This is a genomic window from Rickettsia bellii RML369-C, from assembly GCF_000012385.1.
Lineage (GTDB): Bacteria > Pseudomonadota > Alphaproteobacteria > Rickettsiales > Rickettsiaceae > Rickettsia > Rickettsia bellii.
Window position 1 is genome coordinate 224116 of the sequence record NC_007940.1, and the last position, 14617, is coordinate 238732.

A 14617-nucleotide genomic window follows, 5' to 3' on the forward strand; every position below is an offset into this window, starting at 1 on the left:
TAAAAACTGTTTATTTCTTTACTTGATAAGTTATATTGTTACTAGTGCTGAAATAATAAATTATTAAATTTAAATTATGAAAAAATTATATGTAGCATTATTAACTATAATATTAAGTAGTAGTGTTTATGCTAATAGTCCTCATAACCTTTTTAAAACCGCTCAATATATATTTGGTATTAACTTACATGGTATAATCCATATTGGAGCATTTTATGGTGGTGAAAAAAACTTTTATAAGACGCTGAATATAGAAAATGTATTGTGGATTGAGGCTGATCCAGATACATATAAAAAATTATTAGAAAATGTTAAGCCCAATGGTACTACATGTATAGCAGAAAACTTTGCTGTTACAAATGAAAATGGAATTGCTAAATTTCATAGAACTAATAATGGGCAGTTTAGCTCTTTATTAGAGTTAAATTTACATAAAATTATTCATCCAGATGTTTTGTTTAAGGAAACTATAGAGGTAACTCAAAAGCGATTAGACACATATTTTCAAGAATCGCAATATGATGTAAAAAAATATAATGTTATTTTAATAGATGTTCAAGGAGCTGAATTATCAGCTTTGCAGGGAGCAGTAAACACTTTAAAAACGATTGATTGTATAATAGCGGAAGTTAATTATGCGGAGTTGTATACAAATGGAACAAATATATGGGATTTAGATAAACTTCTTGCTGATCAAGGGTTTTTAAGAATTGATACTGTTTCTACAACATGTGGATGGGGTGATGCACTTTATATTAAAAGAAATTTATTATTAAAACATTCTGATTCTGTAAAATAAATTAAAAAAAGTGTACATTCTATAAAAGAGGGTTTTTTATTACAAAATAAAAATTAGCAACGATATCCTAGGCTGATATAAGCCTTATCCATAAGAAACAAGCAAAAATTGTTCTGTTTCTTTCTTTTTAACGCCCTATTTCTATTGTTTGGTCAAAAGTCTACAGCTATAATTTATTTATTAAAGCTGATATTATCTATTTACTTTAAATATATTTATTATAGACATAATAGATAAAAGTAATAATTTCTTAACTTCCTCATGCTCATTTTTTGAAATAGTAATCCTATATTCTAATTATATAATTTAAAATATCTAAAATTGAATTAAATATAGAAGATCATACTTTAAATTATAATGACAAAATAATTATTGCAAATTTCTTAATTTTATATACATTAACGTTAATTTTTTAACTAAATATTTATAGAGTAATTTATGAAAATTAAATATAACGATTTTTTTACTGAAAGTGTAATAGAAAAAATTGATAATAAAATAAAAAAACTATCTAAAGAAGCAATTGCAGTGCTAGGTTTAGGCAATATTACAGAAGAAGTAGATTTCTCTAAAGATCAGGTGCAAAAGATAATGGAGTTTATAGTAAATAAAGAAATATTTACTAGGGAAGAAAATATTAAATATTTTTGGATGGCTATTAATGATATTAACCTAACTAAAATAAATGAATTGAAAAATAATATTGATGGTAAGGAATATGCAGAAATTTTAATCACTTCATTATTATTAAATTCAATAATTCGTAATGATAAAGTTATTAAATTTCTGCTTACGGAAACTGAAATATCTCAGTATCCTACTTTAAAAGCAAAGATAATTCCAAATTTCTTATGTATTGATAATAAATCAGAATTAAATGAAGAAATTATTGAATTGTTAAGCATAGATAATGAAGCAATATTTAGGAAAGAATTAAGTTATTTTTTATGGAACTCTAATATTCCGGATAGATTATTTATTAAAAGCTTTGAAAATATTTCAGATATAAATAAACCTTTAATTAGAGAAGTTAGCTATGATCAAGGTCAAACATTTCAGGATGAGGAATATACACTATTATCACGAGTTATATATTCTAAGCGTTTTGAATTAGCAAAATACTTAGCTAATAAAGGAGCAAAAATACTACCTGATGAAGTTCATTCTCTTTTATGGAACATTGATATTTCAGATGAGCTTTTAATTAGTGGTATAAATATTTCAGATATAAGTAAACCTTTAATTAGAAAAGTTAGCTATGACCAAGGTCAAACATTTAGTAATGAGGAGTATTCATTACTAGAAGAAGCTATACAATCTAATCGTTTGGAGCTAGTACAACATTTAGCTAATAATGGAGCAGATGTAAACTTCGCAGATAATACAAGGAAGTTATACGTAACGGCTTATTACAAAGGAATATCGTTCTTTGAAGCACTAGTATCTAGTAATAAATTGGAAAAAGACCTAGATATGAATAATTATATAGTAGATTTGGGTAATCAAATATCTTTAAGTTTAAGCAATTTGTATGATGTTATAAAGTGGAAAAATAATTTTAACGCTAGCTTAACCAGTGATTTTGAAAAACTTGATGAATGGCTTAATGATGGTAAGATGCATTCCGTTAAAAGTCTATTTAATGCTTTTCAAAAATTTTCAAATATTAAAGTAAATTATTTAGAGGATCGCTCTCCTACATTTAAACAAGTACAAGAAAAATACGGAAAGGAAATTATCAAACAAAAAACGAATGAAATAAATGAATCTATATTAAAAATTAAAAATTATTTTTTAAACAATTGGGAAAAAAGTATGCTAATATGTAAAAATTTTGATTTTAATATATTTAAAACTCCAGAACTGAAATTACTTATAATAGAGCAGTTATTTGATTCACTGGTCGGTGGTAATTTAATGCCCAAAGAAGAAATGGTTCAGGTTAAACTTTCAGGAGAAGAAGTTAAAATACCTATAGGTGAGTAGTTACATTTGATCGTAAGGAGCAAAGACTTATTTTATTTATAAAATGTTGCTCCTTATATCTACATGATAGCTCATAAAATATATTTTTAGCACAAACTAATCACTTATGAGATTCATAATTAAGTTTATCATTAGCTCTTTTTGTTTAGGATCGCTTTCAGCAATAAGTAGAGCTATGTCACTCCCGCATAAGGCTTGCCCCGCATGGATTATTTTCCCCTGTCATCCTGCAACTTGATTGCGGGATCCAGTTAAAAATACTAATAAAATTAGTATTTTTATTATTTTTTGGATGCCTTGTCAAGCAACTAGATAACATCGAAAGTGCTTTTCGATCCATGCGGGCAATGCCTACGCTAGAATGACATTGTGAGCATTTTCCAAGTCATGTAACAAAGCCAGCTTGTCTACGGTATGCAATCTTTTTTGAGTGATTTTATCATGATTAATATTATAGCCTTTAATCAGATATTCTTTAAGCAAGCTAGTAGCCCATTTTCTAAAAGCTATACCTCTCTTAGAATTCACCCTATATCCTACTGATATAATTGCATCTAGATTATAATATTCAATTTGTCTTTCTACGCTTTTTTCTCCTTCAATTTGAACTGTTGCAAAAAATGCAACAGTTGCTCTTTCTTCTAACTCTTCTTCTTTAAATATATTTTTCAAATGCCTTGAAATTACAGATTTATCTCGTGCAAATAATGTCGCTATCTGATTTAAAGATAGCCAAACTGTTTCGTCAACTATTTTAACTTCAACATTAATTTCTCCATTCTTGTCTTGATAGATTACTATCTGATTGTCTATTTCTTTATTCATATTACCTTAAATATCTCTTACAAGAGTAAGCCATTCTGCTTCATCAATAATTTTAATTCCTAGCTCTTTTGCTTTTTTGAGCTTACTACCTGCATCCTCGCCGGCTATTACTAAATCGGTATTAGAAGAAACACTAGCTGCAACTTTTGCTCCAAGTTTCTCGGCAGTTGCTTTTGCTTCAGCTCGTGACAAAGTTGGCATGCTGCCAGTAAATACTACTATTTTACCTGTTAAGCTACTTTGCTCCCTAGTCTCTTTATAATCTTCAATATTTAATACTTCACTTAAATTTTTGATAAGCTCAATATTTTCCTTAACATCAAAAAAATCAATGATATCTACTAACATTTTGTCGCCGATACCGTCAAGATTGTTTAATTTTTGATAAATTTCAGGATCGTTTTCCTTTAGTAATTCCATTTGAGCTATAAAATTTTCATAGCTACCAAATTCTCTAGTGAGTAACTTAGCGTTCTGCTCGCCTATATGCCTTATACCTAAGGCATATATAAACCTAGGCAAACTAACATTTTTTGATTTTTCTATATTGTTGAAAAGATTTTCTACAGATTTTTTACCCCACCCGTCCATATTTTCAAGTTTGGTTAAGCTAGCTTCGTTTTTTTCTTTTAAAAAGAATATATCATAAGGGTTACTAATTAAGCCTTTATCGATTAAAAACTCAACTTGCTTACGTCCAAGCCCTTCAATATCCATAGCGTTTTTTGATACGAAATGACGTATACGCTCATAATTCTGAGCTGGGCAGTTAAGACCATTATCGCAACGTATTATAATATCTTCAGGAACATAATGTAATTTAGAATTGCATGACGGACAAAATAAAGGTGGATCGAATGTTGTGGCATCAGCAGAACGTTTAGCAAGATCAACTCCGGTAATTTGCGGGATTACGTCACCTGCACGTTGCAAAAATACATAATCGCCAACCCGTACGTCTTTTCGTGCTATCTCTTGATAGTTATGTAATGTTGCTCTGCTAACTATGACCCCGCCAATTTCTATAGGCTCAAGCTCTGCTACTGGTGTTAATGTGCCGGTTCTACCTACTTGCACTGTAATAGAAAGTAGTTTGGTTTGCCCTATTATAGCGGGGAATTTGTGAGCAGTAGCGAACCTTGGCGACCTAGCAATGAAGCCCATTCTATCTTGCAAAGCAAAATCATTTAGCTTATATACTACCCCATCAATTTCATAAGGTAAATTTTTCCTGTTAGTTTTTAAATATTCGTAAAAGCTAAATATCTCTTCTTCGGAGTTTGCAAGTTTACCTATTTCATTAACGTTAAAACCAAGCTCTTTAAATTTTGCAAGTAGCTGATCTTGAGAGTTTGCTAGCTCCTCTTTTGCAGAACCTATAGCATAAACAAAATATTTCAGTGGTCTTTTTGCAGTAACGGAAGGATCAAGCTGACGAAGCGAGCCGGCAGCCGCATTACGAGGATTAGCAAATTTATCTTTGCCTTGCTGTTCTTGCTCTTGGTTTAAACTTGTAAAGTCATTTTTTTCAATATAAATTTCCCCCCGTACTTCTAAAAGCTCTGGAGCATTATTAATTTTGTGAGGAAAATCTTTTATTGTTTTGATATTTGCCGTTATATCCTCACCTATATAACCATCGCCTCTTGTTGCACCTGTTGTAAGAATGCCGTTTTTGTAGGTAGCAGCAAATGATAAACCATCTATTTTAGGCTCGCAAAAGATAGGAGAGAATTGATCAAGGCGTAAAAAGCTTTTAATACGGTCTAAAAAATCTTTTACATCCTCTTCATCAAATACATTACTAAGAGATAGCATCGGCACTTGATGCGTGACTTTAGCAAATTTATTTTCGACTTTAGCACCTATTTTTTTGCTAGGGCTATTTTCTAGTATGAGATGAGGAAATTTTTGCTCTAATTTTAGATTGGTGTTAAATAGCTGGTCATACTCGGCATCTGAAACTAGTGGCTTATCTTCTATATAATAAGCATGGTTATATTGTGCTATTTTATCAGCTAGCTCTATTAATAATTTTTTTGCTTCTTCTTCGTTTATTTTTTCTATATTTTGCATTAGTGATTTTTAAGTCATTAAATTCAGCAATTTCTTTGATAGATAAATTTTTTAGCTATACTTACCGCTTGATCGTACTCTCTTTTTCTTCAGCTTTTTTAACGGCACTAGCTTCAATTCTAAGCCACTTTAAAGTGATCTTATAACCTCAAATACAATTTATTTGTTAGACTCTGCTATTTCTCTTTTCAGTTTTTCTATTTCTTCCTTTTTAAGCTTGGTATATTTAACTATTTTTTCTATAGGCTCATTATCTATTAGCATTTCTTTTGCTATCTCTATATTTCTTTTTTCTTCACCTCTTTCCTCGGCTCTTTTAACGGCACTTGCCTCGATCATAAGCCATTTTAAGCGATCTTCATAAGTGTTTCGCTCTTCCTCGTTAAAATTCATAACCTTTTACTCTTTAAGATCAATAACTAAAGTTCTGTTTTCAATTCTTTTATTTGTTCTTCTGTTAAATCAGTAAACTCAATAATCTCATCTAATGGCTTTCCTTTAATAAGCATTTTCTTTGCTATTTCTATATTTCTTTTTTCTATAGCTGTCGTTTCTGCTTTTTTAATAGTATTAGCTTCAATCATAAGCCATTTTAAGCGATCTTCGTAGGCTTGTCTTTCTTCCTCGCTAAAATTCATAACTTCAAGTACAGTTAAGGCTTTCTTTAAGATTTTATTATCTAGCTTTTTTGGCAGCTTATTTTTGTTTAATAAATCATGGCGAGTTAAAAAAGCTAGCCATATATCAAGAGAATCTTTAACCTTTTTTACTATATCTGTTAGCTCTTCTTTAGCATTAGTAAATTTATTTAGTTCTATTGTATGTAACTCTATATCTTCAAAATATACTAAGCCGGTTACTCTATCTCTAACTCAAAGGCACTATGATAGTTTGCAGTATTCGGAATACTAGTAAAATTTAGTATATGAATACCTATTGTTTTATTTAATTTCGAATAGTCATCACCGGCTTTTAATTGTTCTGCATATAATTTAGACCAATAATATAAGGCTCTTTTATCATAATCAGCTTCATCGGTCACCTGTATTTCAATATTAAACATTTTACCGGTTTCACTTTTAGCTTTGACATCAAGAATAGATAACTTATCTGCTGCAAAATTCTTCGGATTATATGGATTAAGAAGCGTTACTTCTACAATTTGATCTTTTTCACTAACTATTGAATTAATAAGTGATATCAATAAATCCTTATTCTCCTCCACTCCGAAGATTTTTTTAAACGCTAAATCTACTCTTGGATTAACTTTGTACATAATTATTACTTTATTTTACTAAAATTATTATACTATATTTTTCTAAGCAATCCAATCAAGAAACCGCTAACAGTAATGAATACTCCGAGCCAGATAAAGCTCATCATCGGTTTATAATATATTTTAGCATGAATTATATCGTCGTCTATATTGCTTAAGACAGCGTAAAGATCATATAGTAAATAAGAATATATATCGCTTTCTTGTGACAAGCCTTTCTCGACTATATAAAGCCTATTTTCCGGTTTTAATATAGTTATATTATGGTTGTTATCCTCAAGCCAAAATTCAGCAATTTGCCTATAATAGTTTTTGCCTTGAGCGAACTTAACATTTTGCAAAGTTACTTTAAACTCATTAAATTTTGTACTTGTGCCAACGCTGCCGGTAAAGTCCATTTCACTTTGCAATAATGCATTCATAGTAATACTAAAAGCGATAAGTGCAAAGCCGAAATGCCCAAGGATCATGCTAGCGGTGCTTGTCTTTAAAGATTGCCTAAAATAATTAGTTTTGACGATAAAATATAAAATGTTATGTAGCATTAAGAAGATAGAGGCGATCGTAGTTAAAAAAGATATGACCCTAAAATTTACCCTAAGCGATATTAGATAGGTTGCTATTAAAGATAATATGAGGATAATAATATGCTTCCTAATTGAGCTTTTAGTAGTAAATAATCCGATAGTGAAAAGAATAGGTATAACGAAAATAAGAAAATTATTAATAAAGAATCTCTCATCGATAATAACAGGTTTATCGTCAAATAAAGAATAAGCTAAAGGATAAAGCGTGGCGGATATTAATACAATAAGGCTTAGAAGGAAAAGAGTGTTGCCAATGGTTATACCTTTTTCTTTTGTGTCATTCTTATTGTTTATTGTCATCCCGTGGCTTGACCACGGGATCTTATGCCACAGATTGTATCCTAAGATCCCGCGATCGAGTCGCGGGATGACACAATAACTCCCCAAAGCACTAATACCCATAATCAAAAATATAACAAGTAAATATATACCTCGCTCAGGTGAGAACGCAAAAGAATGGATCGAAGTAATAAAGCCGGATCGAACTAAAAAAGTACTGAATATTACTAATAAAAAAGTAACAATTGACAAAATCGACGTCCAGTTTTGCATATTTCCGGTTCTTGTCATGACTATTATAGAATGGTGTAGCATGATTCCGGATAGCCATGGAAATAGCGAAATATTTTCAACAGGATCGAAGAACCAGAATCCTCCCCAACCAAGCTCTCTATAAGCCCACCATGAACCAAGAGCTATGCCGATTGTGGTAAATAAAATACCGATATTGGAGAATGTTTTAAGGAGGCTTATGTCATTCCCGCAAAAGCGGGAATCCAGTAAATAATTTGCAAAAGAACTGGATTCCCGCTTTTGCGGGAATGACATAGAGGAGCGGGATGACACTAACATTGCACAAACAATAGTAAATGGTACTACGTAGCTGACATAACCTAAATAAAGTAGAGGAGGGTGGATGCTTAGAGCGATATCTTGCAGCATCGGATTTAGCCCCAGTCCTTCTTTAGGAATAAAGGAAAATGTATTAAACGGATTAGAAGTGAAATAAATAAAGCTGCTAAAAAGTAGTTGTATAATTGACAGGATAATAATAGGTAATTTTTTATCCTCCTGGTTTTTAATTAGGAAGATATAACAGCAACTAACAATTTGTAGTAAAGTAAACCATAATAATATTGAACCCTCATGGCTTGACCAACTACCAGCTATTTTATATATTAACGGCTTTAATGTGCTGGAGTTTAAGAAAACATTTTGCAAAGAAAAGTCAGAAACAATAAAAGCATACACCAAGGTACAGAAAGCGAGCAGGGTGCATAGGATAGCGGTGTAGAAAGTAAGTATGTCATTCCCGCAAAAGCGGGAATCTAGTTTTTTAATTGTCATCCCGTGGCTTGACCGCAGGATCCATTTAAAAATATTGTTAGGTTTTAAGTTGTTTTTCTGGATACTGCGATCAAGTTGCGGTATGACAGGTAATATTATGGACACCCCGCTTAAGCACATAATAGCAATGAGGAAAAAATTACCGATTTCACTCACTGTCTGATATTTCCTCTATGGTAGGTAATATGATAATTCTTAGGCTATCGATTTTATTAGCGATTTTCTTTAAAATGATTATTTTGAAGTTAAATAACTCAATTACTTCCCCTCGATTTGGAATTCTAGCAATTTTGTGGATTATCAATCCTGCTATAGTATTTGCGTCATCATCAGGTAAATTCCAATCAAGTTCTCTGTTAAGGTCTCTAATAGTCGTGGTGCCTTGTATAATAAATTCAGTATTGGATTTTTTAATAATTTCATCACTATGGCTGTCATGCTCATCGACAATAGATCCAACTACTTCTTCTATAATATCCTCAAGAGTAATAATACCTTGTAAATCACCGTATTCATCAACCACGCAAGCAAAATGATTATTACGCTTTCTAAAAGCATTTAACTGATCTACAACAAGAGCATTTTCAGGAATAAACCATGGAGGCGTCAGAAGCTCATTAATATTAATTTTCTTTTGATCAGTATTATGTTCATGAAGCGACTTTAATAAATCTTTTAAATTCAAAATACCGATTATATTATCTCTATTATCTTTCCATAAAGGTACACGTGTATGGGAACTTGATAATAAAGTCTTAATTATTACTTCACTAGGTAAATCAATATTAATCGCCGTTATATTGCTCCTATGGGTCATAATCTCGGATACCGTCATATTACGTATATCTAAAATTCCGCCAAGCATATTACGGTCGGATTTATATACTCCGCCTTCTTGGTAATAATGCTCAATTACGCCTCTAACTTCCTCAGTACCGGATATTTGAGGGTGTAAATTAATACGGAATATAAAACAGAATATTCTTGTGATGTAATCAAGAGCAATATTAATAGGCTTAAAAAGCTTTAGAAAAATTACAATTGTTGAAGCCATTTTAAGGGCTAATTGCTCAGCTTTGGCAACAGCTATGGCTTTAGGTACAACTTCAGCAAAAACAATAATTATAAAAGCCATGACGGCAGAAGCAACCAAAGGACCATTATCACCAAGAAAGCTGATAAATAAAGTAGTCGCAATAGTAGTACAAACAGTGTTGATTAAACTATTACCGATTAGCAAAGTTCCAATTACTTTCTCTTTTTTCTTCAAAACTTGCAAAACAGTCTTAGCACGTTTGTCGCCAGCAATCTTAAGTTTATGAATCTTCCCAGGGGAAGAAGCAGTAATAGCAGTTTCGGTAGCAGCAAATAATGCAGATAAGGCGATCATAACTATAATAGCGATCACAAGTATAGTAGTCATTTGATGTTAAAATATAAAATTAACTATAAGTAATTATATTAGGAATTAAGCATTTTGCATAATCTTTTTTGCATGCTCATTTTATTTGAAAAATTGGTGGTAAAGTTTTAGCTTTCAAAATTATAATTAACGTCGTATAGATGAGTCTCTTGTTTTTTGGCTTTTAATCATATCTTGGAATGTAGTATCCGGTGCGTTATTATTTGTTTTCATCTGTTGCCTGATCCATTGAGCATCTTGTTTAAACATAGCGTCAGTTAATATCTGGGCGTGGTGTTCTCTTAATCTTAGTCCTTTTTCACCTTTAGACTCTTCTGTAGAGAGTATCGCTTGCCCTTTAGCAATCTTGATACCATTATCTACAGTAAAAACACCACAAGCTGATTGATCGGTCTGTTGCTTCGTCTGCTCATCAATTATAATCGGCTTATTAGGAAGATTTCCTAAAGTTTTATCTATTAATTTCGGTAATTTCTGACCGTCATAATTAATAGAGTTACCTAGTGAATCGTTAAAAGTTAATATTATTTGGTTATCTTTTTTGTCATATTTAGCTACTAAAACTGTCCAATGACCATAACCCATCTCAATAGGGATAACAGCAGCTTCTTTTCCATTATCTTTTATATCTTTAGTGGCTCTATTTAAAATATCTTCATTAATTTGTTGTTGAGCTTCTCCTCCTCTGAGTAAATCATTTTTTAGCTTTTCACGTTCTGCATCTGAAAGTTTGAGTATTTCTTCTCTCTTCTTAGCATCCCCTAGCATTAGAGCTCGTTCCTCTTTATCGGGAATAAGATTAGCAATCTTTATTGTTTCTTGAACCTCAGCTAAAATTTTATTCTTCTCTTCGCCTTTTGCTGTATAATCTTTAAGCATTTCTTCTGTTAGGGCTGTATTGCGAAAAGTTATAGCTGGTTGCACTGAAAACTTTTTTTCATCTAGTTGTGCTGTTAAAAGGTGCGTAATCTCATTTTCAGTATACCAATAATCTTTAATTTCTACATTTCTAATATTTGCTTCAGATATTTCATATTTAAAATCGTTTATATTAAAACTATTATTCATACTAGGCTGATTTGCAGGAGCGTTATCTGAAATCATTGCTTTATAAGCTTGCTCTGTCATACCTACTTTTTTCCAATCTTTTTGTGAGGAATTAGTATTAATTTGTTGTGCGACCTGCTGCTTTGTTGTTGCTAAAGTTGGTTGTTGTGTTTGTTCCTTTGGTAATTTAGAAAATTCTGATTTTGGTTCTGTTATAGGTTGTGGTTGAGGGGGTTGAGCTTCCTCTTTTTTACCAAGGTAACTAGTTATTACACTTTTAAAATAGTTAAAGACTCTTCTAAAAAAACTTGGTTGTTCTGGCTGTTTAGTTTCATATGATATGGTCGATTCTTTTTGTTGATTATCAGGAATGTTTTTCATAATTTGCCCTCTATCGAAATTAAAATCTATAGGATTTACTTCGGATTTTCCTAAATCTTTTTGAAATTGCCGTGATATTTGAGATACATATTTTTTTAAATTTTCGGCAGCATTATTTGGATCTTTTAAAATTTCGGTAATTTCAAGTTTAAGACCATAAATTTGATCATCAGAAGTAATACCAAATTTAGCTGTTATAAGATTTGTTGCCTGATCTAAGGATAAGGGCCAAGTTTTTACAATTACTCTTCCTCCTTGATTTTTAGTTGTTTTTATCAGTTTGTCTAATTCTGCTTTGTCAGGTATAGCACCGGAAAGTAATTTATTAACTTTTTTATCATCAGCAAGGTTGTTAAAAACCGATAAGACTGAATCTATATCTGTGATAGTAGTAGCTTTGTCTCTATTTAGGGCATTTTCATTTATAGCAAGTTCTCTATCTTGTTCATTTGTAAAAAATACATGGCTGGTTCTTGTAAAAAGCTCTTTCCAATAAACTGCTAATTCAGGATTTTCTGTTAGTGAATTATAGCGTTCGAAAGTAATGGTACTTTTTATATTTAAATTTTGTAGATTTATTAAATCTTGTAATTTAAAGATAGGTGCTATGTTATTGTTATTAAGTTGGATATTAAAAATAGGACTTTTATTTTGTTCCTTGGATTCTTTCAATATTTCTGCAAAAATACGATCTTTATCAGGTATACGTGATTCTTTATTAGTCTGAAGTGAGACAATTGTTGGCGAGTCTAGAACTGTTTCTTTAGATATTTTTTCTAATATTCGGTCATTACTACCAAGTAAAAGAGTAAATATGATAGGTTCAGCCATCATTAACCTTTGTTAATAAAAGAGTTAATTATTATTATCCTTATTTTAAGGAGTTAAATCAAGACATATTTAATGCTCCATGCTTTAACTTATATAATTTATCCATCCTATGTGCTAATTCATGATTATGCGTTACCATTACAATAGCTGTATTTTGTTCCTTGGCTACTTTTAAAAATAAGTTAAATACTTCATTGGTAGTTTTAGGATCTAAGTTACCTGTAGGCTCGTCTGCTAAGATAATTTTTGGCTTATTAATTAAGCTGCGTGCTATTGCGACACGTTGCTGCTCCCCGCCTGATAATTCACCTGGCATATTATGTAGCTTTTTGCCAAGACCCAAACTATCTAATATACTTTTTGCTGCCTCTATTGCTTCTTTTTGGTTAGAGCCATTAATAAGACGAGGCATAATAACGTTTTCAATTGCAGTAAAATCTTTTAATAAATGATGTTGCTGATAAATGAAGCCCAAATAATTAAGACGAATTAGATGGTTTGTTTTATACTCGTTATTTGCAATAATAACTTCGCCGTTAGTTGGTTTATCAAGCAAGCCTGCAATATGTAGTAAAGTCGATTTACCACTACCAGAAGAGCCAATTATGGCAATTAACTCGCCCTCGTTGATATTTAAATTAAGGTCATCTAATACTCTAATAATAGAGTTGCCTTGCCTATAATGTTTAGAGACATTTTTTAAAGTTAGGATTTTATTACTCATATCTTAAGGCATCCACGGGATTTAATTTTGAAGCTTTATAAGAGGGATAAATTGTTGCTAAGAAGCATAATATTATAGATAAAGAAGCGATTAAGATAATATCCTGACTTCTTACTTCTGATGGTAGACTATAAAGAAAATAAACTGCTGCTTCAAAAATCTTAGTACCGGTTATATTTTCTAAAAAGTTTTTGATAGTCCCGATATTATAAGAAAAAATAATACCAAGAATTAAACCAAGAATAGTACCAAGCAAACCAATAAACATGCCATTATAGATAAAAATTAGCATTATCTGATTTGTGCTTGCTCCCATTGTTCTTAAAATTGCTATATCAGAAGTTTTATCTTTCACTAGCATAAATAAGCTTGAGATAATATTAAAGGCAGCAACTGTAATGATTAGCGAAAGAATAGTAAACATAGCTGTACGCTCAACAGCTAAAGCACTTAAAAATTGTGAATTCAAAGTTTGCCAGCTAAATATTTGTAAATTTGTACCTAGTAATAGCTGCACTTTATATGAATATGCAAGAGCCTTATCAGGATGCAGGGTATTAACTTCAATTAAGTTTATATTATTTCCAAGAGACAGAAAATTTTGTGCTGCTTCAAGTGGCATTAATATGGTTGCTGAATCATAATCATACATACCGCTATTAAAAATCGCTATAACTTTAAATTCTTTTGATCTTGGTACGCTGCCAAAAGCGGTGGAAATGGAATTCGGTGAGATTAATTTAACTTTATCATTAACTGTTACACCTAAATTAGCAGCTAAACCTTGCCCAAGTGCTATTACATTCTTACCATGGAAATTATCAAAACTACCAAAATTGACATTTTTAAAGATTTCATTTTTTAATTTTAAATCATTTAAATCAATACCTTTAATAATAGCACCGCTATTATTATTTTTGCCTAGTGCCAAGGCTTGACCATTAGCAATAATATTTACATGTTTTACGTAATTTTGCTGCAATAATTTAGCTTTAATTTCTTCGTAATTATCAATACTGCTAGTTTGCGGGCTTATGACTATATCGCCGTTTAAACCGATAATATTTTTAGTCAGCTCTGTATGAAAGCCATTCATAACCGACATAACGACTATTAATGCTGCAACGCCAATCATTACACCGAGCAAAGAAAAGCCTGAAATAATAGAAACAAATTTTTCATTTTTTTTAGCTTTGAAATATCTAAAAGCTACTGTAAAGATAAAGTTATTATTGATCATTTTTGTTGTTTTGTTATTTTGTCATTGCGAGGAGAATTATAGAGTAATTCGACGCGGCAATCTCAGGAAGCTTAT

The 14617-nt window shown here is 31.1% G+C and carries 12 protein-coding genes; 2 read left to right on the forward strand and 10 right to left on the reverse strand.

The features are described from left to right. Positions 1-76: 76 nt before the first annotated feature. Positions 77-799 carry an FkbM family methyltransferase gene (locus RBE_RS00995; protein ID WP_011476885.1) on the forward strand — a complete coding sequence of 241 codons (723 nt, stop codon included), beginning with the start codon at positions 77-79 and terminating at the stop codon, positions 797-799. A 438-nt stretch (positions 800-1237) separates the two neighbouring features. Beyond that, positions 1238-2785: a hypothetical protein gene (locus RBE_RS01000; protein WP_011476886.1), complete on the forward strand. Its 1548-nt coding sequence runs from the start codon at positions 1238-1240 to the stop codon at positions 2783-2785. Positions 2786-3136: 351 nt separating this feature from the next. On the opposite strand, the gene RBE_RS01005 is transcribed toward RBE_RS01000, so the two are convergent. From RBE_RS01005 to RBE_RS01050, 10 genes are all read right to left on the reverse strand, one after another. After that, on the reverse strand, positions 3137-3610 hold the full coding sequence (locus RBE_RS01005; RefSeq protein ID WP_011476887.1) for a virulence RhuM family protein: 474 nt from the start codon (positions 3608-3610) through the stop codon (positions 3137-3139). Between the two features lie 6 nt (positions 3611-3616). Next, entirely contained in the window at positions 3617-5686 is a 2070-nt protein-coding gene (gene ligA / locus RBE_RS01010) for an NAD-dependent DNA ligase LigA (protein WP_011476888.1), read from the reverse strand. Positions 5687-5845: 159 nt separating this feature from the next. Beyond that, positions 5846-6079 (reverse strand): hypothetical protein, encoded by a 234-nt coding sequence (locus RBE_RS01015; RefSeq protein ID WP_012152190.1) that lies wholly within the window; start codon positions 6077-6079, stop codon positions 5846-5848. A gap of 26 nt (positions 6080-6105) precedes the next feature. Next, positions 6106-6519 carry a PD-(D/E)XK nuclease family transposase gene (locus RBE_RS09440; protein ID WP_338053120.1) on the reverse strand — a complete coding sequence of 138 codons (414 nt, stop codon included), beginning with the start codon at positions 6517-6519 and terminating at the stop codon, positions 6106-6108. 23 nt (positions 6520-6542) lie between these two features. After that, positions 6543-6962, reverse strand: coding sequence for an Rpn family recombination-promoting nuclease/putative transposase (locus RBE_RS09445; RefSeq protein WP_011476890.1), 420 nt, complete (start codon positions 6960-6962; stop codon positions 6543-6545). Positions 6963-6994: 32 nt separating this feature from the next. After that, positions 6995-9052, reverse strand: a complete 2058-nt coding sequence (locus RBE_RS01030; RefSeq protein ID WP_011476891.1) for a heme lyase CcmF/NrfE family subunit — start codon at positions 9050-9052, stop codon at positions 6995-6997. Next, positions 9045-10319, reverse strand: coding sequence for an HlyC/CorC family transporter (locus tag RBE_RS01035; protein WP_011476892.1), 1275 nt, complete (start codon positions 10317-10319; stop codon positions 9045-9047). The genes RBE_RS01030 and RBE_RS01035 overlap by 8 nt, the downstream gene beginning before the upstream one ends. A 126-nt stretch (positions 10320-10445) precedes the next feature. After that, positions 10446-12578 carry a hypothetical protein gene (locus RBE_RS01040; protein ID WP_011476893.1) on the reverse strand — a complete coding sequence of 711 codons (2133 nt, stop codon included), beginning with the start codon at positions 12576-12578 and terminating at the stop codon, positions 10446-10448. A gap of 58 nt (positions 12579-12636) precedes the next feature. Then, complete coding sequence (locus RBE_RS01045; RefSeq protein WP_011476894.1) at positions 12637-13302, reverse strand: ABC transporter ATP-binding protein; 666 nt, start codon at positions 13300-13302, stop codon at positions 12637-12639. Beyond that, positions 13295-14542 (reverse strand): lipoprotein-releasing ABC transporter permease subunit, encoded by a 1248-nt coding sequence (locus RBE_RS01050; RefSeq protein WP_011476895.1) that lies wholly within the window; start codon positions 14540-14542, stop codon positions 13295-13297. Before RBE_RS01050 ends, RBE_RS01045 begins: the two co-directional genes overlap by 8 nt. Between the last annotated feature and the right edge of the window lie 75 nt (positions 14543-14617).

What these genes read in the sequence shown, in the direction of transcription:
- RBE_RS00995 (WP_011476885.1), top strand. Translation starts at nt 77, where the DNA reads ATGAAAAAATTATATGTAGCATTATTAACTATAATATTAAGTAGTAGT.
- RBE_RS01000 (WP_011476886.1), top strand. Translation starts at nt 1,238, where the DNA reads ATGAAAATTAAATATAACGATTTTTTTACTGAAAGTGTAATAGAAAAA.
- RBE_RS01005 (WP_011476887.1), bottom strand. Translation starts at nt 3,610, where the DNA reads ATGAATAAAGAAATAGACAATCAGATAGTAATCTATCAAGACAAGAAT.
- ligA (WP_011476888.1), bottom strand. Translation starts at nt 5,686, where the DNA reads ATGCAAAATATAGAAAAAATAAACGAAGAAGAAGCAAAAAAATTATTA.
- RBE_RS01015 (WP_012152190.1), bottom strand. Translation starts at nt 6,079, where the DNA reads ATGAATTTTAACGAGGAAGAGCGAAACACTTATGAAGATCGCTTAAAA.
- RBE_RS09445 (WP_011476890.1), bottom strand. Translation starts at nt 6,962, where the DNA reads ATGTACAAAGTTAATCCAAGAGTAGATTTAGCGTTTAAAAAAATCTTC.
- RBE_RS01035 (WP_011476892.1), bottom strand. Translation starts at nt 10,319, where the DNA reads ATGACTACTATACTTGTGATCGCTATTATAGTTATGATCGCCTTATCT.
- RBE_RS01040 (WP_011476893.1), bottom strand. Translation starts at nt 12,578, where the DNA reads ATGGCTGAACCTATCATATTTACTCTTTTACTTGGTAGTAATGACCGA.
- RBE_RS01045 (WP_011476894.1), bottom strand. Translation starts at nt 13,302, where the DNA reads ATGAGTAATAAAATCCTAACTTTAAAAAATGTCTCTAAACATTATAGG.
- RBE_RS01050 (WP_011476895.1), bottom strand. Translation starts at nt 14,542, where the DNA reads ATGATCAATAATAACTTTATCTTTACAGTAGCTTTTAGATATTTCAAA.